This is a genomic window from Cellulomonas dongxiuzhuiae, from assembly GCF_018623035.1.
GTDB classification, from domain to species: Bacteria; Actinomycetota; Actinomycetes; order Actinomycetales; family Cellulomonadaceae; genus Cellulomonas; species Cellulomonas dongxiuzhuiae.
In genome coordinates this window covers 3,523,410-3,545,044 of the sequence record NZ_CP076023.1, presented here as the reverse complement: position 1 = coordinate 3,545,044, position 21,635 = coordinate 3,523,410, and the positions used below count along the sequence as shown (strand labels likewise).

Sequence of the window (21,635 nt, the reverse complement as noted above, 5' to 3'; positions counted from 1 at the left end):
GGTGGGAGGCCGATCGCCGTGCTGCGCTACGCGTACCTCGGGCCTGCGGGCACCTTCACGGAGGAGGCGCTGCGGCAGGTCGCGGCACCCGACGAGGCCGTGTACCTGCCGCAGACGGACGTGGGCTCCGCGATCGCCGCGGTCCGCTCGGGCGACGCCGACCGTGCGGTCGTCGCGATCGAGTCGACCGCCGAGGGCGGCGTGACCGCCACGCTCGACTCGTTGGCCGCGGGGTCGCCGCTCGTCATCGTGCGCGAGGTGCTCGTGCCGGTGCAGTTCACGCTCGTCGCCCCGGCGGGCGTGCGGCTCGCGGACGTCCGGCGCATCGCGGCGCACCCGCACGCGTGGGTGCAGTGCCGCCGGTGGCTCGCGGCGCACCTGCCGCACGCGGTGCACGTCCCGGCGACGAGCAACACGGCACCGGCGGCGCTGCTCGCCCAAGCGGCGGGCGACCCGGCGGCGGTGCGCGCGCTCGCGTTCGACGCCGCGCTCGTGCCCCCGGCGGCGGTCGGGACGTACGGGCTGGCACCCGTGGCCGAGCACGTGGCGGACAACCCGTCGGCGCTCACGCGGTTCGTCGTCGTCGGACCGCCCGGCCCCGTGCCCGCGCCGACGGGCGCCGACAAGACGACGCTCGTGGTGCACCTGCCGGACAACGAGGCAGGCGCGCTGCTCGCGATGCTCGAGCAGTTCGCCGTGCGCGGCGTGAACCTCTCGCGCATCGAGTCGCGGCCCATCGGCGACGCGCTGGGCCGCTACTCGTTCTCCATCGACGCCGAGGGGCACGTGACCGACGAGCGCATGGGCGAGGTGCTCATGGGCCTGCACCGGCGGTGCCCGTACGTGCGGTTCCTCGGGTCCTACCCGCGTGCCGACGCGGTCGCGCCGCTGGTCCACGTGGGCACGTCGGACGCGGACTTCGTCGAGGCGCGTGCGTGGCTCGACCGGCTGCGCGGCGGCGACCCGGCCTGACGCGGGCCGCCGTGCGCCGCGCCCCGACGAGGGCGGGGCTCAGGCCGCGACGCGCACGACCAGGGCGCCGGGGTCCACGCGCGCGGTGATGACGCCCGCGCGCCCGACGATGTCGCCGTCGACCTGCACGTGCTCGCCCCCGGCCACCTCGATGCGCGCGGTGCGGGCCCGTACGTGGTCGATGCGGCCGATCTTCGCGGCGGACTCGTTGCGCACGCCGACGCCCTGCAGCACGACCTCGCCGAACAGCTGCGCCCAGCCCGCGATGCCGCCGCGCGTGTCGATCGAGGCGATGTCGAGCACGCCGTCGTCGAGGACCGCGTCGGGCAGCAGCGTGATGCCGCCGGGCAGCTTGCCGCAGTTGCCGACCAGCAGGCTGCGGGCGCGCAGCTGCTGGACGGGCTTGTCGTCCAGCGTGAGGCGCACGCGCAGCCGCCGTCCGTGCAGGTGGCGCACGCCCGCCATGAAGTAGGCGATCCAGCCGACCTTGGCCTTGAGCTGGTCGTCGGTGTCGGCGACCATGGCGGCGTCGAAGCCCAGGCCGGCGATGACGAGGAAGATGTGGTCGCGCGGCTTGTCGGTGTCGTCCGGCAGGTCGTCGGCGGCCTCGGCGATGTCGTCGTCCATCTGCGACTCCCACCGCTCGACGCGCAGCCAGCCCACGTCGATGGGCTTGTCCGTGCCGTCGAGCGCGAGCTGCAGGGCCGCGAGCGGGTCGTTCAGCGGCACGTCGAGGTTGCGGGCCAGGAGGTTGCCCGTGCCCAGCGGCATGAGACCCATCGGCACGCCCGTCCCGGCGAGGGCCTCGGCGACCGCGCGCACGGTGCCGTCGCCGCCGACGGCGACCACGAGGTCAGCGCCGGACGCGACGGCCGAGCGCGCCTGACCCACGCCCGGGTCCTCGACGGTCGTCTCGAGCCACATCGGCTCGGGCAGGTACTGCTCGGACGCGGCCTTGCGGACCGCGGCGCGCAGGTCGGCGACGTCGGGCTTGGACGGGTTGGCGACGAACGCGACGAGCTGGCCGGCGGGTCGACCCGTCTCCGCCGACGCGGGTGCGGGCCCCGCGAGCCGTGCGCCGAGACTGCGCTGCTGACGCCAGACCCACAGGCCCAGCCCGACGGCGACGAGCGCCAGCACACCGGCGACCACTGCGACCCACGCGACCCATGACATGTCGCGCAATCTACGGGTGCGCGGCCGACGCCGCAGCGCGGGCGCCGGCGGGAACCCGGGTGGCGGGGTCGGTAGGGTCGGGGGGTGATCGATCTGCAGCTCCTGCGCCAGGAACCCGACATCGTGCGCGCCAGCCAGGTGGCCCGCGGCGAGGACCCGCACCTCGTCGACGAGGTGCTCGACGCCGACGCGCTGCGTCGCTCCGCGCTGACGGAGTACGAGACGCTGCGGGCCGAGCAGAAGTCCCTCGGCAAGCAGGTCGCGCAGGCCTCCGGTGACGAGAAGCAGGCGCTGCTCGCGCACACCAAGCAGCTCGCCGCCCGCGTGAAGGCCCTGCAGGGTGACGCCGAGCAGGCCGAGGCGCGCGCCACCGAGCTCGCGCGGCGCATCGGCAACGTCATCGAGGACGGCGTCCCCAGCGGGGGCGAGGACGACTACACGGTGCTCGAGCACGTCGGCACGCCGCGCGACCTCGCGGCCGAGTACGGCCCGGACTTCGTCGTGAAGGACCACCTGGAGCTCGGCGAGGGGCTGCGCGCGATCGACACCGAGCGCGGTGCCAAGGTCTCGGGCGCACGCTTCTACTTCCTCACGGGCGTCGGCGCGCGCCTCGAGCTCGCGCTGCTCAACGCCGCGATGGACCTGGCGATGCGCAACGGGTTCACGCCGACGATCACCCCCACGCTCGTGAAGCCCGAGATCATGGCCGGCACCGGGTTCCTCGGGTCGCACGCCGACGAGATCTACCGCCTCGAGGCGGACGACCTGTACCTCGTCGGGACCAGCGAGGTCGCCCTGGCCGGCTACCACTCGGGCGAGATCCTCGACCTGGCGGACGGTCCGCTGCGCTACGCCGGGTGGAGCGCCTGCTACCGGCGCGAGGCCGGGTCGTACGGCAAGGACACGCGCGGCATCATCCGCGTGCACCAGTTCCACAAGGTCGAGGCCTTCGTGTGGACGCGTCCCGACGACGCGTACGACGAGCACCGGCGGATCCTGGCGTGGGAGAAGGAGATGCTCGCGCTCGTGGACCTGCCGTACCGCGTCATCGACACCGCCGCGGGCGACCTCGGGTCGAGCGCCGCGCGCAAGTTCGACTGCGAGGCGTGGCTGCCCAGCCAGCAGCGCTGGATGGAGGTCACGTCGACCTCCAACTGCACGACGTTCCAGGCCCGCCGGCTCGGGGTGCGCGAGCGCACGGCCGACGGCATGCGCACGGTCGCGACGCTCAACGGCACGCTCGCCACCACGCGCTGGATCGTCGCGATCCTCGAGAACCACCAGCAGGCCGACGGTTCGGTGCGCGTCCCCGACGGCCTGCGGCCGTACCTGGGCGGCCTCGAGGTCCTGGAGCCCGTCCGATGAGCCGCACCCGGCTGGTCGCGCTCGACGTCGACGGCACGCTCATGTCCTACGACGGCGTCATCAGCGACGACGTGCGCACCACGGTGACCGCGCTGGTCGACGCGGGTGTCCACGTCGTCCTGGCCACCGGCAGGTCCGCCCACTCGGCCGTCGCCGTCGCGCAGGACCTGGGTCTGACCCACGGCTGGGTCGTGTGCTCCAACGGTGCGGTGACGGCACGGCTCGACGCCGACGAGGAGAACGGGTGGACGATCGCCGGCTCCGTGACGTTCGACCCCGGGCCCGCGCTGCGCGCCATCGCCCTGGAGCTGCCCGACGCGCTGTACGCGGTCGAGGACCTCGGTGTCGGCTTCCGGGTCTCGGCCCCGTTCCCGCCGGGGGAGATGACCGGCGAGGTGACGGTCGTCGCGTTCGACGAGCTCGCGTCCGCACCCGCGACCCGCGTCGTCATCCGGGCGCCGCAGAGCACCCCCGAGGAGTTCCACGCGATCGTCGAGCGCGTCGGGCTGCACGAGGTGACGTACGCCGTCGGCTGGAGCGCGTGGCTCGACCTCACGCCCGGGGGCGTCTCCAAGGCCTCCGCGCTCGAGGAGGTCCGGCGCGCGCTGGGCGTCGAGCCGTACGAGACGCTCGCGATCGGCGACGGCGAGAACGACCTGGAGATGCTGCGCTGGGCGGCGCGCGGGGTCGCGATGGGGCACGCGAACGACGCCGTGCGCGGCGCGGCCGACGAGGTGACCGGGACCATCGAGGACGACGGGGCGGTGGCCGTGCTGCGGCACGTGCTGGTGTGACGGGACGGACGCGCTGGTCACCCAACGTTCCGACCGTGATCCGATCGTGACCGGTTGACGTGCGTTTGCCCTTGCAGGTGCCCGCGAAACGGACTTGTCTCGTGGCAGGTCGGGTCCACCAGGGCCCGCCGGCACGACCACATGGACGTGGAGGTCACATGAAGCGCATCCAGCAGAGCCGCGGGCTGACGCTCGCTGCCGCTGTCACCGGGCTCGGGCTCGTGCTGACGGCATGCTCGAGCGGGGACGGGGACAACACCTCGGGGGGCGGTGACGCCGAGCCGACGTTCGACTGCGCGGACTTCGAGCAGTACGGAGACCTCGAGGGCAAGACGATCTCCGTCTACACCTCGATCGTCGACCCGGAGGCCGAGGAGCAGCGGGCGTCGTACGCACCCTTCGAGGAGTGCACCGGCGCCACGATCGACTACGAGGGGTCGCGCGAGTTCGAGGCGCAGCTGCCCGTGCGGCTCGAGGCGGGCAACCCGCCCGACATCGCCTACATCCCGCAGCCGGGCTTCCTGCGGTCGCTCGTCGCGGACTTCCCCGATGCGGTGCAGCCCGCACCGCAGCCCGTCATCGACAACGCGAGCGAGTACTACACCGAGGCCTGGGCCGAGTACGGGACCGTCGACGGGACGCTCTACGCGACGCCGCTCGGTGCGAACGTGAAGTCGTTCGTCTGGTACTCGCCGGCGGCGTTCGAGGAGAACGGCTACGAGGTCCCGACGACGTGGCAGGGTCTGCTCGACCTGACCGACCAGATCGTCGAGGACAACCCCGACATCAAGCCGTGGTGCGCCGGCATCGAGTCGGGCGAGGGCACCGGCTGGCCGGCCACCGACTGGCTGGAGGACGTCGTGCTGCGGACCGCCGGTCCGGACGTCTACGACCAGTGGGTCAACCACGAGATCCCCTTCGACGACCCGCAGATCGTCGCGGCGCTCGACGAGGTCGGCGGCATCCTCAAGAACGAGGACTACGTCAACGGTGGCCTCGGCAACGTCGCGTCGATCGCGTCGGCCCCGTGGAACGAGTCCGGCAACGGCATCCCCGACGGGACGTGCTTCCTGCACCGGGCCGCGAACTTCTACCAGGCCAACTGGGACGAGGGGATCGAGGTCGCGGAGGACGGTGACGTCTACGCGTTCTACCTGCCGGGTGCCTCCGAGGACGACAAGCCGCTGCTCGGTGGCGGCGAGTTCGTCACGGCGTTCTCGGACCGGCCGGAGGTCGGGGCCTTCCACGCGTACCTGTCGAGCCCGCAGTGGGCCAACGCCAAGGCCGAGGTCACGGGCCAGGGCTGGATCAGCGCGAACAGCGGCCTGGACCCCGAGCTGCTGCAGTCGCCGATCGACCAGCTGTCCTTCGACCTGCTGACGGACGAGACGTACACGTTCCGCTTCGACGGCTCCGACCAGATGCCGGGTTCCGTCGGTGCCGGCTCGTTCTGGCGCGAGATGGTCTCCTGGATCAGCCCCGGGCAGGACTCGCAGACGACGCTGTCGAACGTCGAGGCCGACTGGCCCAGCAGCTGACGTCGCAGCATCACGTGGTGGGGGTCGCCGACATCGGTGGCCCCCACCACGCCGTCCGCCGTACCCGCTGACCGGTCGCCGTCGACCGGCACGACGAGGGGATGACCATCGTGGACTGGTTGCTCCAACCCGACACGACCGCCGAGAAGCTGACGCTGATGGTTCTTGCCATCCTGCTCTTCGTCGTCGTGATGGGTGCGATCCTCCTGGGGATCGACCGGCTGAGGCGGGCACCGACGTGGCTCGTCGTGCTCGGGTTCCTCGGCCCGACCCTGCTCTTCCTCTCCTTCGGCCTGCTCTACCCCGGGCTGCGCACCGTGTGGAGCTCCTTCCACGACGGGCGTGGGCGCAACTTCGTCGGCGTGGACAACTACGTCACGGCGTTCACGGAGGACCAGTTCCAGACCGTGCTGCGCAACACCGCGCTGTGGGTCGTGCTCGTCCCGCTCGCGGCGACGTTCTTCGGCCTGGTGTACGCCGTGCTGGTGGATCGCACCAGGTTCGAGTACGTCGCGAAGACGCTGGTCTTCCTGCCGATGTCGATCTCCCTGGTGGGCGCGTCGATCATCTGGAAGTTCGTCTACGAGTACAAGCCCGTGCAGGGCAACATCCAGCAGACGGGTCTGCTCAACCAGCTGCTCGTGTGGCTGGGCATGGAACCGCAGCAGTTCCTGCAGGACCAGCCGTGGAACAACCTGTTCCTCATCGTCGTCATGGTGTGGATCCAGGCAGGTTTCGCGATGACCGTGCTGTCGGCCGCCGTCAAGGCGATCCCCGACGACATCGTCGAGGCCGCGCGCCTCGACGGTCTGCACGGTCTGTCGATGTTCCGCTTCATCACCGTGCCGTCGATCCGGCCGGCGCTGGTGGTCGTCCTGACGACCATCGCGATGGCGACGCTGAAGGTCTTCGACATCGTCCGCACCATGACCGGCGGCAACTTCGGCACGTCGGTCGTGGCCTACGAGTTCTACACGCAGAGCTTCACCGCGCGGAACCAGGGGCTGGGCGCCGCTCTGGCCGTCATCCTCTTCATCCTCGTCATCCCGATCATCGCGTACAACGTGCGGCAGCTGAAGCTCGCGGAGGAGATCCGATGACCGCCATCCCGCCGACGACGCTCATCGACCCGGGCGAGGTCGACACCCGCAAGGTCCGGGGCCTGACCCGGGCGGAGCAGCGTGCGATCGCGGCCAAGGGGCGGCTCAGCTCGCCGTGGGCCTCGGGCATCGCGATCGTCCTGGCGATCCTGTGGACCGTCCCCACGTTCGGCCTGCTCGTCACGTCGTTCCGCCCGCGCTCCGAGATCCGCACCAGCGGCTGGTGGACGTACTTCGGCAACCCGATGTCCACGCTCGAGAACTACACCGAGGTGCTGTTCGGCTCGTCGACCAGCTTCGCGACGTTCTTCGTCAACTCCCTGGTCATCACGCTGCCCGCGGTCGTCATCCCGATCTCGCTCGCGCTGCTCGCGGCGTACGCGTTCGCGTGGATCCCGTTCCGCGGCCGCGAGGTCCTGTTCGTCGCCGTCTTTGCGCTGCAGGTCGTGCCGATCCAGGTCACGCTGCTGCCGCTGCTCCAGCAGTACGTGTCGTGGGGGCTCGCCGGCTCGTTCTGGGTCGTGTGGCTGTCGCACTCGATCTTCGCGCTGCCGCTGGCGATCTACCTGCTGCACAACTTCATGAAGGACATCCCGGCGTCCCTCGTCGAGGCCGCGCGCGTCGACGGCGCGGGGCACGTGACCGTGTTCTTCCGGGTGCTGCTGCCGCTGCTCACGCCTGCGATCGCGTCGTTCGGCATCTTCCAGTTCCTCTGGGTGTGGAACGACCTGCTCGTCGCGCTCGTGTTCGTCGGCGGCACCACGGACGTCGCGCCGCTGACGGTCCGCATCGCCGAGCTCGCCGGCACGCGCGGGTCGCAGTGGCACCTGCTGTCGGCGGGGGCGTTCGTCGCGATGGTCGTCCCGCTGGTCGTCTTCCTGGCGCTCCAGCGGTACTTCGTCCGTGGCCTGCTGGCCGGCTCCGTGAAGGGCTGACCCCCCGGCCGCACCGCCCGTCGTCCGCGAGAGAGCGATCCAGCACGTGCTGGATCGCTCTCTCGCGTGCCAGGGGTGGCGGGCCGGGTGGGGGAGCACGGGGGACGTAGCCTGGCGGCGTGCCTGCTCCCCTGATGTTCGTGCTGTCGGGGCTGACGCAGTACCTCGGGGCAGCGCTCGCGGTCGGGCTGTTCGCGGTGGTCCCGGCGGGGACGGTCGCGTGGCTGCGCGTCACCGTCGCGGCGGCGGTGCTGCTCGCGTGGCGGCGGCCGTGGCGTGTGGCGGAGCTGTGGGAGGCGCGGCGCCTGCGGGTGACCGTGGTCTTCGGCGTCGTGCTCGCGACGATGAACGTCACCTTCTACATCGCGATCGAGCACCTGCCGCTGGGCACGGCGGTCGCGCTCGAGTTCCTCGGGCCGGTGGCCGTGGCCGCGGTGACCGGGTCCGGCTGGCGGGACCGTGCCGCGATCGCGGTCGCCGCCGTGGGGGTCGTGCTGCTGGCGGGCATCAGCCTCGACACCGGGCCCGGTGCCGTCACCGGCCTCGTCGCGATCGGCGTCGCCGCCGCGTGCTGGGCCGCGTACATCGTCCTGGGGCGCCGGGTCGCGCGGGCCGGGGCGCCCGGGCCGTCGGGCCTGGCGGTCGCCATGGCGGCGGGCGCGCTGGTCCTCGCGCCGTTCCTCGTGGGCGGTGCCGGTCCGGTCCTGCACGACGCGCGGCTCGCCGGCGTCGTCGTCGCGATCGCCGTGTGCTCCTCGCTCGTGCCCTACGTGCTCGAGCAGGTCGTCCTGCGCCGGGTCAGCGCCGCGACGTTCGCGATCCTGCTCGCGCTGCTGCCGGCCACCGCGGCCGTCGTGGGGGCCGTGGCGCTGCGGCAGTGGCCGCACGGCCTCGAGCTGGTCGGGCTGGTCCTCGTCTCGGGCGCCATCGCCCTGACCGCCCGCCCGTCCCGCGGGACCGACGGCGACACCGACGGCGGCACCGACGGCTAGAGGTACTGGCCCGTCGACGGACGCAGGTCGTCCGGACCCTCGTCGCGGGCCACCGGGACCACGAGGCCACCCGGTCCCGGCGCGTGCCCCGGCGGCAGTGCGCGCCGCATCTGCGTGAGCTGGGCCTGCGCCGCCATCTGCTGCGCGACGAGCGCCGTCTGGATGCCGTGGAACAGGCCCTCGAGCCACCCGACCAGCTGGGCCTGCGCGATCCGCAGCTCGGCGTCCGACGGTGCCGTGTCCTCGGTGAACGGCAGCGTGATGCGGTGCAGCTCGGCGAGCAGCTCGGGGGACAGGCCCTCCTCGAGCTCGTGCAACGAGCGCTCGTGGATCTCCGCCAGCCGCGCGCGGGCGGCCTCGTCGAGCGGGGCCGAGCGCACCTCGTCGAGGAGCTGCTTGATCATTGTGCCGATCCGCATGACCTTCGCCGGCTGGCCGACCATGCCGGCCAGGTCCTCGTCACCGCCGGGGCGCGCGTCGCCCTCCGGAGCGTCCGGGGGCACGACGACGACGCGCGGGGCCGACCCCCCGCTCCCGGCTCCGGGGCCCACCCGGGTCTCGCCCGTCGCGCGCCCGCCGTGCTGCTCGTCGTGCTGCTCGTCGTGGTCCACCCCGCCATCATCGCCGAGACGCCCGCCAGGCGCAGGCCCACCCGGACGAGCGCTGACTAGGGTGGGTGGATGGCGTGGCTCAGCACCCCGGCGCACGGCCGCTGGCTCGAGGCGGAGACGGACCGCCTGTGGGAGTTCGGGCGTCCGTCGCGGCTCGCGCGCGGCGGCTTCGCCCGGCTCGACGACGTGGGGCGTCCCCAGCCCGGCCCCCTCGAGCTGTGGATCACGTGCCGCATGACGCACGTCTACGCGCTCGGTCACCTCGCCGGCCGGCCGGGGTCCGCCGCCCTCGTCGACCACGGGCTCGCGGCGCTGACCGGGCTGTTCCGCGACGACGAGCACGGCGGCTGGTTCGCCGAGGTCGAGCCCGACGGGACGCCGCGCGACACCACCAAGGCCGCCTACCCGCACGCGTTCGTCGTCCTCGCGGCCGCGAGCGCGACCGTCGCGGGACGCCCCGGCGCCCGCGCGCTGCTCGACGACGCGCTCGCCGTGCAGGAGCGCCGGTTCTGGGACGACGAGGCCGGCATGGTCGTCGAGGAGTGGGACCGCACGTTCACGGACCTCGACCCGTACCGGGGCGTCAACGCGAACATGCACACGGTCGAGGCGTACCTCGCCGCCGCGGACGTCACCGGCGACCGGCGGTGGCTCGACCGCGCCGTGCGGATCGTCGAGCGGGTGGTGCACGGCTTCGCGCGCGGCGGCTCCTGGCGCCTGCCGGAGCACTACGACGCGTCGTGGCGCGAGGACCGTGAGTACAACGCCGACACCCCGGCGCACCCCTTCCGGCCCTACGGCGCGACCGTGGGCCACGGGTTCGAGTGGGCGCGCCTCACGCTGCACGCGCGCGCCGCGCTGCAGGCCCGCGGCGACGACGCACCCGCGTGGCTCCTGCACGACGCGGCCGACCTCTTCGGCGCGTCCGTGCGCGACGGCTGGGACGTCGACGGCGCCCCGGGGTTCGTCTACACGGTGGACTGGCAGGGGCGTCCCGTCGTCCGCGAGCGCATGCACTGGGTCGCGGCGGAGGCCGTCGCCGCCGCCGCCGCGCTGCACGCCGCGACCGGCGACGCGGGCTACGACGACCTCTACACGCTGTGGTGGGAGTACATCGGCGAGCACGTGCTGGACCGGGACGGCGGCTCGTGGTGGCACGAGCTCGGCACCGACAACCGGGTCTCGCGGACCGTGTGGGCCGGGAAGGCGGACATCTACCACGCGGTCCAGGCGACGCTCGTGCCGCGCCTGCCGCTCGCACCCGCCCTGGCGCCCGCGCTGGCGGCCGGTCTGCTTGGCTGACGCCTGCGCCCGCGCGCTCAGGGCAGCAGCAGGACCTTGCCGAACACCTCGCCCGACTCGAGCAGCTCGTGCGCGCGGCGCGCGTCGGCCAGCGGCACGCGCGCGTGCACGACGGGACGCACGCGGCCGTCGAGCACGAGCGGCCAGACGTGGGCGCGCACGTCGGCCATGATCGCGGCCTTCTGCGCGGCGGGACGGTCGCGCAGCGTCGTGGCGATGACCGACCCGCGCCGCGCCATGAGGGCCGGCAGGTCGAGCTCGCCGCGCCGCCCCTGCTGCAGCCCGATGACGACGAGCCGGCCGCCCTCGGCCAGCAGCCGCACGTTGCCGCCCAGCGCGCGGCCGCCGAGGACGTCGAGGACGACGTCCACGCCGCGCCCGCCGGTCGCGTCGCGCACCGCGTCGGCGACGTCCTGCGCGCGGTGGTCGACGACGACGTCGGCCCCGAGCTCCCGCACGCGCGCGCACCGCTCCGGTCCGCCGGCGGTGGCGATGACGTGGTGCCCCAGGGCGTGCGCCAGCTGGACCGCCACCGAGCCGACGCCACCCGAACCGCCGTGCACGAGCAGCGTCTCACCGGGGGCGAAGGCGGCCGCGCGCAGGTTCGACCAGACGGTCGCGAGGGCCTCCGGCAGCCCCGCAGCGCCCTCGAGGTCACCCTCCCGAGGGACCAGGAGGGTCTGGGACGCCGGAATTGTCACTCTTTCGGCGTAACCTCCGCCCGCGAGCAGGCCGGCGACACGGTCGCCGGGCCGCAGCGAGGGTGCCGACGGCGCGGCGGCGTCGGACGGCGGGGCCGGGGGACCCGTCTCCAGCACGACGCCGGCGACCTCGAGCCCCGGCCACGCGGGGGCACCCGGCGGGGGAGGGTAGTGCCCGGCGCGTTGCAGCAGGTCAGCGCGGTTCACACCGGCCGCCGTCACGCGGACGAGCACCTCGCCCGGCCCGGGGACGGGGTCGGGCACGTCCTGGACCCCGAGCACCTCGGGGCCGCCGGGAGAGGTGACGACGACGGCACGCACGGGGCGAACGGTAGTCCGGCCGACCGGGGGGCGGCACGCTGACGCGCCGGGGCGGTCCGTCCACGGGTGCCCGATCTGCCCCCTCGATGCCGTATCGGGACGGGTGAGGTCCGTGGCAAACTCGGGCCCCGGGCTAATGGTCCGCTGTCCAGGTACCGATGAAGCGCAGACGGCAGTCACCGGCGGTGGCCGCACCACGGACGCACCCGGTATCGCGCAAGCGTCCGACGTCGGGCGAAGGGAAGGATCGACATGCTGCGACGGCTCGGCATCCGTGCCAAGGTCCTGGCGGTCCTCGCCGTGCCCATGATCGTTCTGCTCGTGGCCGGTACGTACATCTCGTACGGCGCGATCAACGACCTCCGGTACGCGCGGGCGACCCAGACCGTGGTGCGCACGCTCGATGCGCTGAGCCCGCTCACGGCGGCGTTCCAGCAGGAGCGGATCCTGTCCCTGACGGGGGCACCCCCGGAGCAGGTGGAGGCTGCGCGTCAGGTGACGGACAGCGCCCTCGCGGACACGAGGAAGGTCACGGCCGACCTCGACCTCGCTGAGTTCCCCGCGGCGGTCGTCAAGGACTTCCAGGACCAGCAGACCACGTACCGGACCGCTCTTCCCCAGCTGCGCGAGCGCGTCGACGGCAGCGGCAACCGTGTCGTCGTCAAGAACGGCTTCCAGGACATCCTCGACGGGCAGACGCGCGTCATGGAGGGTGTCGCCAACTCGCTGCGCGACCGCGAGCTGGCCGAGTACGTCTCCGCGAACCTCGAGCTCGCGATGCTCAGCGACGCGCTCGTCAACGAGTACGTCACGGGTTTCGAGCTGAAGAGCGCCGTCGTCGACAGCCCCGCCCTCGCCCGCAAGTTCCAGTCGGAGACGACCGGCACGGAGCTCGCTCGTGAGCGTGCGCGCCTCATGGTGGGCGCGCTCGGCATCGACGGCCTCGAGGTCAGGACGAGCGACCCGACCGCGACCCTGCTGTCCATGCGAGCCCTCTTCACGCAGGGCTCCGTGGGCGCGATCGCCACGATCGACATCGCGTCGTGGACGGCGCAGACGACCGACCAGATGACGATGATCGGCGGGGTCAACAGCGGTGTGCTCCGCGGCGCCGACGAGCTCGCCGCAGATGGTGTGACCGCTGCGCGCGACCAGGCCCTCATCACCGTCGCCCTCGCCCTGCTCGCTCTCATCGTGTCCTTCTTCTTCGCCGTGACGGTCTCCCGCTCGATCGTCGTGCCGCTGCGTCGCCTCACCAGCGCCGCCGCCGACGTCCGCGAGCAGCTGCCCCGCCTCGTCGAGCAGGTCTCGACGCCCGGCGAGGGCCCCGAGATCACGCTGGCGCCGATCCCGGTCCGCTCCAACGACGAGGTCGGCCGGCTGGCCCAGGCGTTCAACGCGGTCAACGCGACCACCGTGCAGGTCGCCCAGGAGCAGGCCGCGCTGCGCGGCTCCATCGCCGAGATGTTCGTCAACGTCGCCCGTCGCGACCAGGTCCTGCTCAACCGGCAGCTGTCCTTCATCGACTCGCTGGAGCGCGCCGAGGAGGACCCGGGGACGCTGGCGAACCTGTTCCGCCTCGACCACCTCGCCACCCGGATGCGCCGCAACGCGGAGTCGCTCCTCGTGCTCGCCGGCATCGACTCCGGCCGACGCCTGCGTGACGCGATGCCGCTGTCCGACGTCATCCGCACGGCCTCCTCGGAGATCGAGCAGTACGACCGCGTCCAGCTCGACCTGCAGGTCGACCCGCACATGCTCGGGTTCAACGCCCTGTCGGCCGCGCACCTCATCGCCGAGATCCTCGAGAACGCCACGGTGTTCTCCGAGCCCGAGACGCCCGTCATCGTCAGCACCGGCGTGTCCGGCGCGTCGGTGATCGTGCGGATCGCGGACCAGGGCCTGGGCATGACGGACGCGGAGATCGAGGCCGCGAACATCAAGATCGCGTCCGTCTCCGCGAGCGACGCCCTCGGTGCCCAGCGCCTCGGCCTCTACGTGGTCGGCCGCCTCGCCCAGCGCCTCGGTGCCGAGGTGACGCTGAGCAAGCGCGTCGGCGGCACCGGGACCGAGGCCTACGTGAAGTTCCCCAGCACGCTGTTCTCGGCCAACGAGGTCAACGCCTACGGGGCGCTCCCGCCCAGCTCCGCCCCCGCCCAGTCCTCCGGGCTGCCGGAGGTGGAGATCCCCGAGGTGCGGGCCGTCGACCTCGCCGAGCTCACCGACGGCGAGACGTCGCTCGGGCTGCCGCGCCGCCGTCGCGGTGACGACACGGGCTCCTCGTCCGTGGCGCAGCCCGCGGCGGCCGACGAGGACGACTCGATCCCCGTGCCGATGCTCAGCACGCCCGGTGGGCTGCCGACGCGTTCGCGCAAGACGTTCGACGAGGACAACATCGTCCTCCCGGTCGCCCCGGACACCCGCCTGTCGCCCGAGCTGTCGGTCGACACCGGCGAGTGGGCCCCCGCGGTCGCGGCGACGCCGCTGCACGTGGGTCTGCCGACGCGTGCTCGTGCCGCGACGTCCGCGTGGGCGAGCGAGCCGCAGCAGGACGAGGTGCGCCCGGTCCCGGCCCCCGCCGACCCGGCGGCCCGTGCCGGTCTGTTCTCCGGCTTCCGCAGCGGCAAGGACGTGCCGGAGCCGGTGACCACGCCGTCGCCCGACGCGTTCGTCGTGCCGTCGCTCGAGCCGGACGAGCACGAGCAGGCCGTGACAGCCTCGGCGCCCGCCGAGGACTCCGGCTGGCCGGTGCCGTCGTGGCGCGACCTGAGCAGCGGGCTGCCGAGCCGCGGCTCTGCCGCGCCCTCGGCCACCGACGCGACCGACGACCGCCCGGTCGAGCAGTGGAGCGCGCCGGACACCGAGTCCTGGACCGCGCCCCACACCGACGAGAAGCCGTGGGCGCCGACGCAGGCGGAGGAGCCGTGGCACGCGCCGCAGGCCGACGTGGCACCGTGGGCGCAGGAGGCGCCGGCCGACGAGCCGCAGCCGACCCCGGCCGCGTCGTGGGACGAGCCCCAGGCTCCGGCCCCGTCGTGGGAGGAGCCCCAGGCTCCGGCTGCGGCGTGGGAGGAGCAGCAGGCTCCGGCTGCGTCGTGGAACGAGCAGCAGGCTCCGGCCGCGTCGTGGGAGGAGCAGCAGGCTCCCGCCGCGTCCTGGGACGAGCAGCAGCCGTGGGCGCAGCCCGTGGCGCAGACCCCGCTCGCGCCGGCCGGTGACGAGACGCAGGTGTGGACCCGCGAGGAGGCCGCCGCGTGGGCGGCCGACCCCGAGGAGACGCCCCAGCACGAGCCCGAGCCGACGTTCACCTCGTACAGCGGCTACTCCGGCTGGGCCGGCAGCAGCGACAGCCCGTCGCTGCAGTACACGGCGCCGTACGTGCCCTTCGAGCGGTCGCTCGACGAGGCCCGGGCGTGGCACACCGGGGCTCTCCCGGTCGTCCCGGAGCCCACGCTCAACGGGCAGCCCGTCTGGTCGGCCCCGGCCGGGTCGCCGGTGGCGGAGCTCGGGCAGGTCGAGGTCGAGTCGGAGCCGGAGGTCGAGGAGGAGGTCGCCGCCCCCTGGGCGCCGGTCGCCGCCACGCCCCCGCCCGCTGTCGAGGCCCCGGCCCCCGAGCCGGCGCGCCAGGCCGCGCCGAGCGCGTGGCAGGAGCCGACGTGGCAGGGCCAGCAGGCGCCCGTCGCGCCGGCGGCCGCCGCTGCGGCACCCGCCGCCGACCAGTGGCGCCCGTCGACCCCGGCGTGGGCCCGGTCCGCAGCCGCCGACCAGCCGACGGAGATGTTCAGGCCGGTGGATGCGGCTCCGGTCGCACCTGCGCCGGTGGCCCCGGTCGCACCCGCTCCCGTGGCCCCCGCGCCGGTGGCACCTCCCGCGGCCGCCTCGGCACCGGTCTGGCAGCCGACGCCGGCACCCGCGGCGTCGACCTCGGCAGCGCCGGCGTTCGGCGAGCTCGTCGCACCGTCGGACGACAAGCCGAAGCGTCGGTGGGGCAACTTCTTCAGCCGGAAGAAGGAGGACGACCCGGTCGAGGAGACGCCCGCGCCCGCCGTGACGCGGACGCCCGTCCGCACGTCGGCGTGGGGCCCCGAGGCCGGCGCGTCCGCCGCCCCCGCCGCGCCGGCCCCGCAGGCCGCCCCGTCGAACGGCTGGGACGCGCCCACGTGGTCCGCGCCCGCCTCGCCGCAGTCGGCTGCCACCCCCATCGTCCAGGAGGAGCGTCCCGCGCCCTCGTGGTCGCCGCCGGAGTGGGCAGGACGTCAGCCCGCGCCCGCCTCGACGGTCCCCCACCCCTCCGTCCCGCCGTCCGCCGCGCCTCGCGTGGGAACGCTCGACGACGAGGTGGCCGCGATGCTCGCTCTCCGCTCGGACATCCAGGAGCAGGCTCTCTCCGAGCTCAGCCAGCTGTCCGCGTACCGGCCCAGTGCCGTCGGAGCGGGCGGTTCGGAGCGACTCGCCAAGCGTGTGCCGAGCGCGGTTCCCGCCGCACCGGCTCCCCTGGAGGAGCGCCCCGTCCAGCGAGACGCCGATCAGCTGCGTTCCCGCTTGTCCAGCTTCCAGACCGGAACGTCGCGCGGTCGTCGCGCGGCGCACGGCCCCCAGGACGGTGACCACTCGTGATCCAACGAACCCGAGACCTCGGTGGCCCGTGCGTCACCGTGGACACCCCGCCCGCAGTCCGTCCAGACTGCACCATGAAGGAGGAAGTGTGACCGCGCTCAGCACCGAGGCAGCCAATTTCGGCTGGCTCCTGGACAACTTCGTCCGGACCGTGCCCGGCACTCGCCACACGCTCGTGGTGTCGGCCGACGGCCTGCTCATGGCGATGTCCGAGCAGCTCGACCGCACCAGCGGCGACCAGCTCGCGGCCATCGTCTCCGGCATGTCGAGCCTCACCCGTGGCGCTGCCCGCCAGCTCCGTGCGGGGGAGGTGCGTCAGGCGATCATCGAGATGGACCATCTGTTCCTCTTCCTCATGAGCGTCTCCAACGGCTCCGTCCTCGCGGTGGTGGCGGAGGCGACCTGCGACGTGGGCCTCATCGGTTACGAGATGGCGATGCTCGTCTCGCGCACCGAGGCGACGCTGACCCCGCAGCTCATCTCCGAGATGCGTGGCCAGCTGCCCGTCGACGGTGCGACCCGGGCGCCCGTCGCCTGAGGCCGGCTGCGATGAGCGAACACGTCGAGTACGAGGCCCGAACGGTCCGGCCCTATGCCGTGACCGGCGGCCGCGTGCGCTCGTCACGCTCCGACCTGCCTCTCGAGGCTCTGGTCGAGGTGATGCCGGGCGCCGTGGCGAGCACGGGTCTGACGCCTGAGAAGCGCGCGATCATCCAGCACGCGTCGGCCGGGTACATCTCGGTCGCCGAGCTGTCGGCGCTCCTCCATCTTCCGCTCGGTGTGATTCGGATCCTCGTGTCCGACCTCACCGACGCGAACTCTGTGCGCGTGCACACCTCACAGCCGGTCGAGGTCAACACCGGTGAGTCCCCCGCCCTGTCCCTGAGCGTGCTGGAGAGTGTTCTCAATGGCATTTCCGCCCTCTGACGCCGCCGTCGCCGCTCCGTCGGGTACCGCGGGCGCAGTCGCACCCACCGTCGTCAAGATCGTCGTCGCAGGCGGCTTCGCCGTCGGCAAGACGACCTTCATCGGCTCGATCTCCGACATCGAGCCGCTCAACACCGAAGCAGCCATGACCGAGCACTCCGTGGGCGTCGACGACGCCGGCGGCGTGTCCGACCGCAAGACGACCACGACGGTCGCGATGGACTTCGGTCGCATCGCGCTGCCGGGCTCGCTGTGGCTGTACCTGTTCGGGACCCCGGGCCAGGACCGCTTCCTCTTCATGTGGGACGACCTCGTCCGCGGGGCCATCGGTGCCGTCGTGCTCGTCGACACCGACCGCCTGGACCAGTGCTTCCCCGCCGTGGACTACTTCGAGTCGCGCGGCATCCCGTTCGTCGTCGGCGTCAACTGCTTCGACGGGATCGCCAAGCACCAGCTCGACGACGTCCGCGAGGCGCTCGCCATCCCCGCCCACGTGCCGGTGCTCTACACCGACGCGCGGTCCCGGGCGGCGACCAAGCAGGCGCTCATCGCGCTCGTGCAGCTCGCCATGGAGCGTCTGCGCCAGCGGTGAGCCACCGCACCACCTGCGACCGGCCGGACCCCTCGGGGCCCGGCCGTTCGCGTCTCCCCGGCGGGGTGCCGGGGACCGTCGCGAGTAAGGACGCCGTCGTGCCCGTACCACGCACGGTCCTCGACGCGGCGGTCCTGCTGGCGAGCGACCCGGTGGCGAGCGTGTACGTCGACGGCTCGGCCCTGAGCCGCTACCTGCCCCCGGCCCCGGAGGCGCGCGCGTGGGCCACGTGGGCCGCCGAGCACGAGCCGGCCGTCGTGGTCTCGCGGGTCTCGGTGCTCGAGGCGCGGGTCACCGCCGGGCTGCTCGGCAGCGACGCGACCCTCGCCCTGCTCGACGCGCTGACCCGGGTGCCGCAGATGCGGCTGTCCGACCAGGTGCTGCGGCGGGCGGTCCTGCTGCCGCCCGGGCTGGGGGCGTTCGCGGCGCTGCACGTCGGCGCGGCGCTCGCCCACCGCGACGTGCGGGAGATCGCGACGTACGACGCGGCGACGGCGCGCACGGCGGTGGCCGCGGGGCTCGACGTCGTCAGCCCCGGGCGCCCCGCGCGATGGTGGCGCTGACAGCGACGGCGCACCCGGACGGGTGACGTCGACGTCGGTCCTGACGACGTGGTGCCGGGTTGCCTGCCCGTGCTGCACGATGTGCCCGTGCGTGCCGACCCGCCTCCTGGTGAGAGCCTCGAGCCAGCTCCTGACGGGCCCGAGGTCGACCCGGACGGCCCTGTGCAGCGGCCCCTCGACGACGTCCGGCACCCGCGGCTCGACCGGGGTGACGAGGCGACGCGAGACCTCGGGGCCGGCCCGCCGACGCCGGACGCGGGATGGCGCGAGCTGGTCCCGCTGTGGGTCGGCGGACTCGGGCTGCTCGGCCTGGGCGCCCTCGTCGTGACGCTGGTGCGGCTGTGGACGGACGCGGCCTGGTTCGAGGAGCTCGCGGACGTGGCGGTGCTCACGTTGCTCACGGGCGGACTAGGTGCGCTGCTCCGGGAGACGTGGACGTGGCACCGCGCCGGGGTCGTGCGGGTGCCTCCGCCGGCTCGCGGGACGCGGCCCGTCCCGACCTGGCCGGCCGACGCGCTGCGGCGCGCCCGCCGCCGGGGACGTCGCGGCGCGCTGCGTCGGACGTTCCCCTGGCTCGTCGTGCTGCTGCTGGCCGCTGCCGCGGTCGCCGGGCACCGGGCGTCCGAGCACGACGCGTGGCTGCTGCGGACGCAACCGGTCCTCACCGCCACGGTCGTGGAGGTCCGGCCGCCGCTGACGGCCAGGGGTGAGGCAGACGTCGTGGTCGAGGTCGACGGGCGTCGTGCACGGCTCGCCCTGTCGTACCCCGAGATCGACGACGCCGCACCGGGCGCGACGGTGGCGGTGGTCGTCGACCCGGAGGATCCCGCGCACGTGCTCGCGACGACCAGCCACGACGACTGGGCCTACGCGTGGTGGGCCGAGGTCCTGCTGTGGGTGATGCTCACGCCCGTCTGCGTCGTGCTCGCCCGATGGCGGATGCCGCAGCGCGCCGCGGTCCGAGCGGCGAGGACCGCGAGCCTGACGCACCCGGCGCGCGTCCTCGTCGTCGGTACCCGGTGGGCGACTCTCGACGTCGGCGGCGAGCGCTGGGTCTTCAGCGGGCAGGCGCCCGCGGGGGAGCACGTCGTGCTGATGGGCGAGCCGCGGGACGGGAGCTGGGTCGTGCTCGACGATGGTCGGACACGCCTGCCGGACGAGCCTCTCCGCGCCCCCTGGGGTGACGAGGACGAGGGTGACGAGGGCGAGCGCGACGAGGCCGAGCAGGGGGACCCCGCGTCGTGACATGCGGGACGCGTCGTTCGCCGCGTCCCGCATCCGCCCGGCGACACTGGGGCCATGACCACCCCCGACCCGCACGCCCCCCGGTGGCACGTCCGCGCACCCCGCGGCTGGCTGAACGACCCCAACGGGATCGGGTGGTGGGACGGCCGCTGGCACGTCATGTACCAGTGGAACCCGCACGCGCCCGTCTGGGGTGACATCCACTGGGGTCACGCCAGCTCGCCCGACCTGCTGCGCTGGGAGCACCAAGCGACGGCGCTGACGCCGCGGCCGGGGACGCTCGACGCGGGGGGCGCGTGGAGCGGCGTCGCGGTCCACGACGGGGGCGACGTGGCGCTGGTCTACAGCGCGGTGGCCACGGCCGGCGACACGGGGACCGCGGGCGTGGCCGTCGCGCGCCGCGGGCCGGACGGTCGCTGGGTGCAGCCCGAGCGGTGGGCCGCGCCGCACCCGGACGTCCCCGGCGTGGTCGACGTGCGGGACCCGTTCCTGGTGACGGTCGAGGGGCGGCGCCTGGGCATCCAGGGCGCGGGCACGCCGTTCGGTGGGGCCGTGCTCGTGTACGACGCCACGGACCTCGACGACTGGCGGCTGCTCGGCACGCTGGTCGTGGCCGACGACGTCCCGGCGGGCGTCGACGCACCCGGGCGAGTGTGGGAGTGCCCGCAGCTGGTCCACGTCGACCGCCGGTGGGTGCTGCTCGTGTCGTGGTTCGACCGCACGGTCGAGCCCGAGCGGCTGGGCGTCACGGCGTACACGGGACGTCTCGACCTGGACGGCGACGCGCCGCGGTTCGTCGTCGACGCCTCGACGCCGCTCGACCACGGGCCGGACCTCTACGCGCCCCAGGCGCTCGTCACCGACGACGGGCGCGTCCTGGTGTGGGGGTGGTCCTGGGAGTCGCGCGACGGCAGCCGGACGGCCGAGGAGGTCGCGGCCGCCGGGTGGGCGGGCCTGCTCTCGTGCCCGCGGGAACTCGCCGTCACCCGGGACGGGCGTGTCGTCACGCGTCCGGCCACGGAACTCGCCGGCCTGCGCGGCGAGCCGTTGGACCTCGCGGGCGGCGACCTCGTCACCGACGAGCCCGCGTGGCGCGTCGAGGCGTCGCTCGGTGTGGAGCTGGCGCTCGTGGACGGTGACGACGTCGTGACCGTGTGGGCGACGGACGGACCGGCGGAGGTCCTGGTCGACGGCTCGCTGGTGGAGGCGTTCGAGCCGTCCCGGGGGAGCACCACGCGACGCGTCTACCGCGACGCGGGGCAGCGGTGGCGGGTGCGGGTGGCGGGCGACGCGCAGGCGCACGTGCTGCGGGTGCCCTCCGCCTGAGGGCGGCCGCGACGCGGCCGGTGGTGTCGTACCCCGTCGCTACGGTGGCGGCACGCCCCGACACCGGGTCGGGGCGCACGTCGATGACGACGCAGGGGGACGACATGAAGATCGGGAAGCAGAGGTTGGCCGTCGCGGCGGCCGTCGCGCTCGTGTCCGCGGTCGCGGTGGTGGTGCCCGCGGGGGCGGCACAGGCCGGCGGCTCGTGCAGCTCGCTGAGCGGGTGCTCGCGCGTGGAGAACGTCGACAACCTGCCGATCACGGCGCGGCGCAACTGGACCTGCAGCAGCGGGTCCACCGGCACCGCGAGCACGTCGTGCGTGAGCGGCGGCACGCTCACGATCTACCAGAACGGCAAGACGCCGAGCAACGAGGACTGGGACGTCGTGCAGGTCGACGGTGGCTGGTGCTACAAGATCCGGTTCATCAACTGGTACGGCAAGGACTGGACGGTGCGGTACGACCGCCGCGGTCTGGGCAACACCTACGTCAAGGTGGAGAACGGCAGCCGGGCGATCGTGCAGGACCAGAGCCTGAGCAGCTGCCCGTGAGACCGGC

The 21,635-nt window shown here is 73.7% G+C and carries 19 protein-coding genes; 16 read left to right on the top strand and 3 right to left on the bottom strand.

Annotated elements, in window-relative coordinates; genetic code table 11:
- Nucleotides 1-21 precede the first annotated feature (21 nt).
- On the top strand, nucleotides 22-972 hold the full coding sequence (gene pheA / locus KKR89_RS16030) for a prephenate dehydratase (protein WP_208196411.1): 951 nt from the start codon (nucleotides 22-24) through the stop codon (nucleotides 970-972).
- 39 nt (nucleotides 973-1,011) lie between these two features.
- Here the strand turns inward: pheA and KKR89_RS16025 are convergent, their stop codons facing one another.
- Nucleotides 1,012-2,148 carry a diacylglycerol/lipid kinase family protein gene (locus tag KKR89_RS16025; RefSeq protein WP_208196318.1) on the bottom strand — a complete coding sequence of 379 codons (1,137 nt, stop codon included), beginning with the start codon at nucleotides 2,146-2,148 and terminating at the stop codon, nucleotides 1,012-1,014.
- Nucleotides 2,149-2,232: 84 nt separating this feature from the next.
- On the opposite strand from KKR89_RS16025, the gene serS reads away from it, so the two are divergent.
- The 6 genes from serS to KKR89_RS15995 all read left to right on the top strand — a co-directional run bounded on the left by serS (nucleotide 2,233) and on the right by KKR89_RS15995 (nucleotide 8,872).
- Entirely contained in the window at nucleotides 2,233-3,513 is a 1,281-nt protein-coding gene (serS, locus tag KKR89_RS16020; RefSeq protein ID WP_208196317.1) for a serine--tRNA ligase, read from the top strand.
- Nucleotides 3,510-4,307, top strand: coding sequence for an HAD family hydrolase (locus tag KKR89_RS16015; RefSeq protein WP_208196316.1), 798 nt, complete (start codon nucleotides 3,510-3,512; stop codon nucleotides 4,305-4,307). The genes serS and KKR89_RS16015 overlap by 4 nt, the downstream gene beginning before the upstream one ends.
- 158 nt (nucleotides 4,308-4,465) lie before the next feature.
- A complete protein-coding gene (locus KKR89_RS16010) occupies nucleotides 4,466-5,845 on the top strand; it encodes an ABC transporter substrate-binding protein (protein ID WP_208196315.1) in 1,380 nt (459 codons plus the stop codon).
- Nucleotides 5,846-5,946: 101 nt separating this feature from the next.
- A complete protein-coding gene (locus KKR89_RS16005; RefSeq protein ID WP_243882648.1) occupies nucleotides 5,947-6,945 on the top strand; it encodes a carbohydrate ABC transporter permease in 999 nt (332 codons plus the stop codon).
- Nucleotides 6,942-7,880 (top strand): carbohydrate ABC transporter permease, encoded by a 939-nt coding sequence (locus KKR89_RS16000; RefSeq protein ID WP_208196314.1) that lies wholly within the window; start codon nucleotides 6,942-6,944, stop codon nucleotides 7,878-7,880. Before KKR89_RS16005 ends, KKR89_RS16000 begins: the two co-directional genes overlap by 4 nt.
- 119 nt (nucleotides 7,881-7,999) lie before the next feature.
- Nucleotides 8,000-8,872, top strand: a complete 873-nt coding sequence (locus KKR89_RS15995) for an EamA family transporter (protein ID WP_208196313.1) — start codon at nucleotides 8,000-8,002, stop codon at nucleotides 8,870-8,872.
- Here the strand turns inward: KKR89_RS15995 and KKR89_RS15990 are convergent.
- The gene (locus KKR89_RS15990) at nucleotides 8,869-9,423 is read right to left on the bottom strand and encodes a bacterial proteasome activator family protein (protein WP_208196409.1); all 555 of its coding nucleotides are present in this window, start codon (nucleotides 9,421-9,423) and stop codon (nucleotides 8,869-8,871) included. The genes KKR89_RS15995 and KKR89_RS15990 overlap by 4 nt on opposite strands.
- 129 nt (nucleotides 9,424-9,552) lie before the next feature.
- On the opposite strand from KKR89_RS15990, the gene KKR89_RS15985 reads away from it, so the two are divergent.
- Nucleotides 9,553-10,785: an AGE family epimerase/isomerase gene (locus tag KKR89_RS15985; RefSeq protein ID WP_208196312.1), complete on the top strand. Its 1,233-nt coding sequence runs from the start codon at nucleotides 9,553-9,555 to the stop codon at nucleotides 10,783-10,785.
- A gap of 17 nt (nucleotides 10,786-10,802) precedes the next feature.
- Here the strand turns inward: KKR89_RS15985 and KKR89_RS15980 are convergent, their stop codons facing one another.
- The gene (locus tag KKR89_RS15980) at nucleotides 10,803-11,807 is read right to left on the bottom strand and encodes an NAD(P)H-quinone oxidoreductase (protein ID WP_208196311.1); all 1,005 of its coding nucleotides are present in this window, start codon (nucleotides 11,805-11,807) and stop codon (nucleotides 10,803-10,805) included.
- 252 nt (nucleotides 11,808-12,059) lie between these two features.
- Between KKR89_RS15980 and KKR89_RS15975 the strand changes: the two genes are divergently transcribed.
- From KKR89_RS15975 to KKR89_RS15940, 8 genes are all read left to right on the top strand, one after another.
- On the top strand, nucleotides 12,060-16,424 hold the full coding sequence (locus KKR89_RS15975) for an ATP-binding protein (protein WP_208196310.1): 4,365 nt from the start codon (nucleotides 12,060-12,062) through the stop codon (nucleotides 16,422-16,424).
- Between the two features lie 88 nt (nucleotides 16,425-16,512).
- Nucleotides 16,513-16,962: a roadblock/LC7 domain-containing protein gene (locus tag KKR89_RS15970; protein WP_191783704.1), complete on the top strand. Its 450-nt coding sequence runs from the start codon at nucleotides 16,513-16,515 to the stop codon at nucleotides 16,960-16,962.
- Nucleotides 16,963-16,973: 11 nt separating this feature from the next.
- Nucleotides 16,974-17,351 (top strand): DUF742 domain-containing protein, encoded by a 378-nt coding sequence (locus KKR89_RS15965; RefSeq protein WP_208196309.1) that lies wholly within the window; start codon nucleotides 16,974-16,976, stop codon nucleotides 17,349-17,351.
- Entirely contained in the window at nucleotides 17,332-17,943 is a 612-nt protein-coding gene (locus tag KKR89_RS15960; protein ID WP_208196308.1) for a GTP-binding protein, read from the top strand. The genes KKR89_RS15965 and KKR89_RS15960 overlap by 20 nt, the downstream gene beginning before the upstream one ends.
- 98 nt (nucleotides 17,944-18,041) lie before the next feature.
- Complete coding sequence (locus KKR89_RS15955) at nucleotides 18,042-18,506, top strand: hypothetical protein (protein WP_251140925.1); 465 nt, start codon at nucleotides 18,042-18,044, stop codon at nucleotides 18,504-18,506.
- A gap of 87 nt (nucleotides 18,507-18,593) precedes the next feature.
- Nucleotides 18,594-19,751 (top strand): hypothetical protein, encoded by a 1,158-nt coding sequence (locus tag KKR89_RS15950; protein WP_208196307.1) that lies wholly within the window; start codon nucleotides 18,594-18,596, stop codon nucleotides 19,749-19,751.
- Between the two features lie 54 nt (nucleotides 19,752-19,805).
- A complete protein-coding gene (locus KKR89_RS15945) occupies nucleotides 19,806-21,077 on the top strand; it encodes a glycoside hydrolase family 32 protein (RefSeq protein WP_208196306.1) in 1,272 nt (423 codons plus the stop codon).
- A gap of 104 nt (nucleotides 21,078-21,181) precedes the next feature.
- On the top strand, nucleotides 21,182-21,628 hold the full coding sequence (locus KKR89_RS15940) for a hypothetical protein (protein ID WP_208196305.1): 447 nt from the start codon (nucleotides 21,182-21,184) through the stop codon (nucleotides 21,626-21,628).
- Nucleotides 21,629-21,635 lie beyond the last annotated feature (7 nt).

Excerpts from the sequence above, each read along its gene's own strand:
- KKR89_RS16025 (WP_208196318.1), bottom strand. The coding sequence starts at position 2,148 with ATGTCATGGGTCGCGTGGGTCGCAGTGGTCGCCGGTGTGCTGGCGCTC.
- KKR89_RS16015 (WP_208196316.1), top strand. The coding sequence starts at position 3,510 with ATGAGCCGCACCCGGCTGGTCGCGCTCGACGTCGACGGCACGCTCATG.
- KKR89_RS16010 (WP_208196315.1), top strand. The coding sequence starts at position 4,466 with ATGAAGCGCATCCAGCAGAGCCGCGGGCTGACGCTCGCTGCCGCTGTC.
- KKR89_RS16005 (WP_243882648.1), top strand. The coding sequence starts at position 5,947 with ATGACCATCGTGGACTGGTTGCTCCAACCCGACACGACCGCCGAGAAG.
- KKR89_RS16000 (WP_208196314.1), top strand. The coding sequence starts at position 6,942 with ATGACCGCCATCCCGCCGACGACGCTCATCGACCCGGGCGAGGTCGAC.
- KKR89_RS15985 (WP_208196312.1), top strand. The coding sequence starts at position 9,553 with ATGGCGTGGCTCAGCACCCCGGCGCACGGCCGCTGGCTCGAGGCGGAG.
- KKR89_RS15975 (WP_208196310.1), top strand. The coding sequence starts at position 12,060 with ATGCTGCGACGGCTCGGCATCCGTGCCAAGGTCCTGGCGGTCCTCGCC.
- KKR89_RS15965 (WP_208196309.1), top strand. The coding sequence starts at position 16,974 with ATGAGCGAACACGTCGAGTACGAGGCCCGAACGGTCCGGCCCTATGCC.
- KKR89_RS15960 (WP_208196308.1), top strand. The coding sequence starts at position 17,332 with ATGGCATTTCCGCCCTCTGACGCCGCCGTCGCCGCTCCGTCGGGTACC.
- KKR89_RS15945 (WP_208196306.1), top strand. The coding sequence starts at position 19,806 with ATGACCACCCCCGACCCGCACGCCCCCCGGTGGCACGTCCGCGCACCC.
- KKR89_RS15940 (WP_208196305.1), top strand. The coding sequence starts at position 21,182 with ATGAAGATCGGGAAGCAGAGGTTGGCCGTCGCGGCGGCCGTCGCGCTC.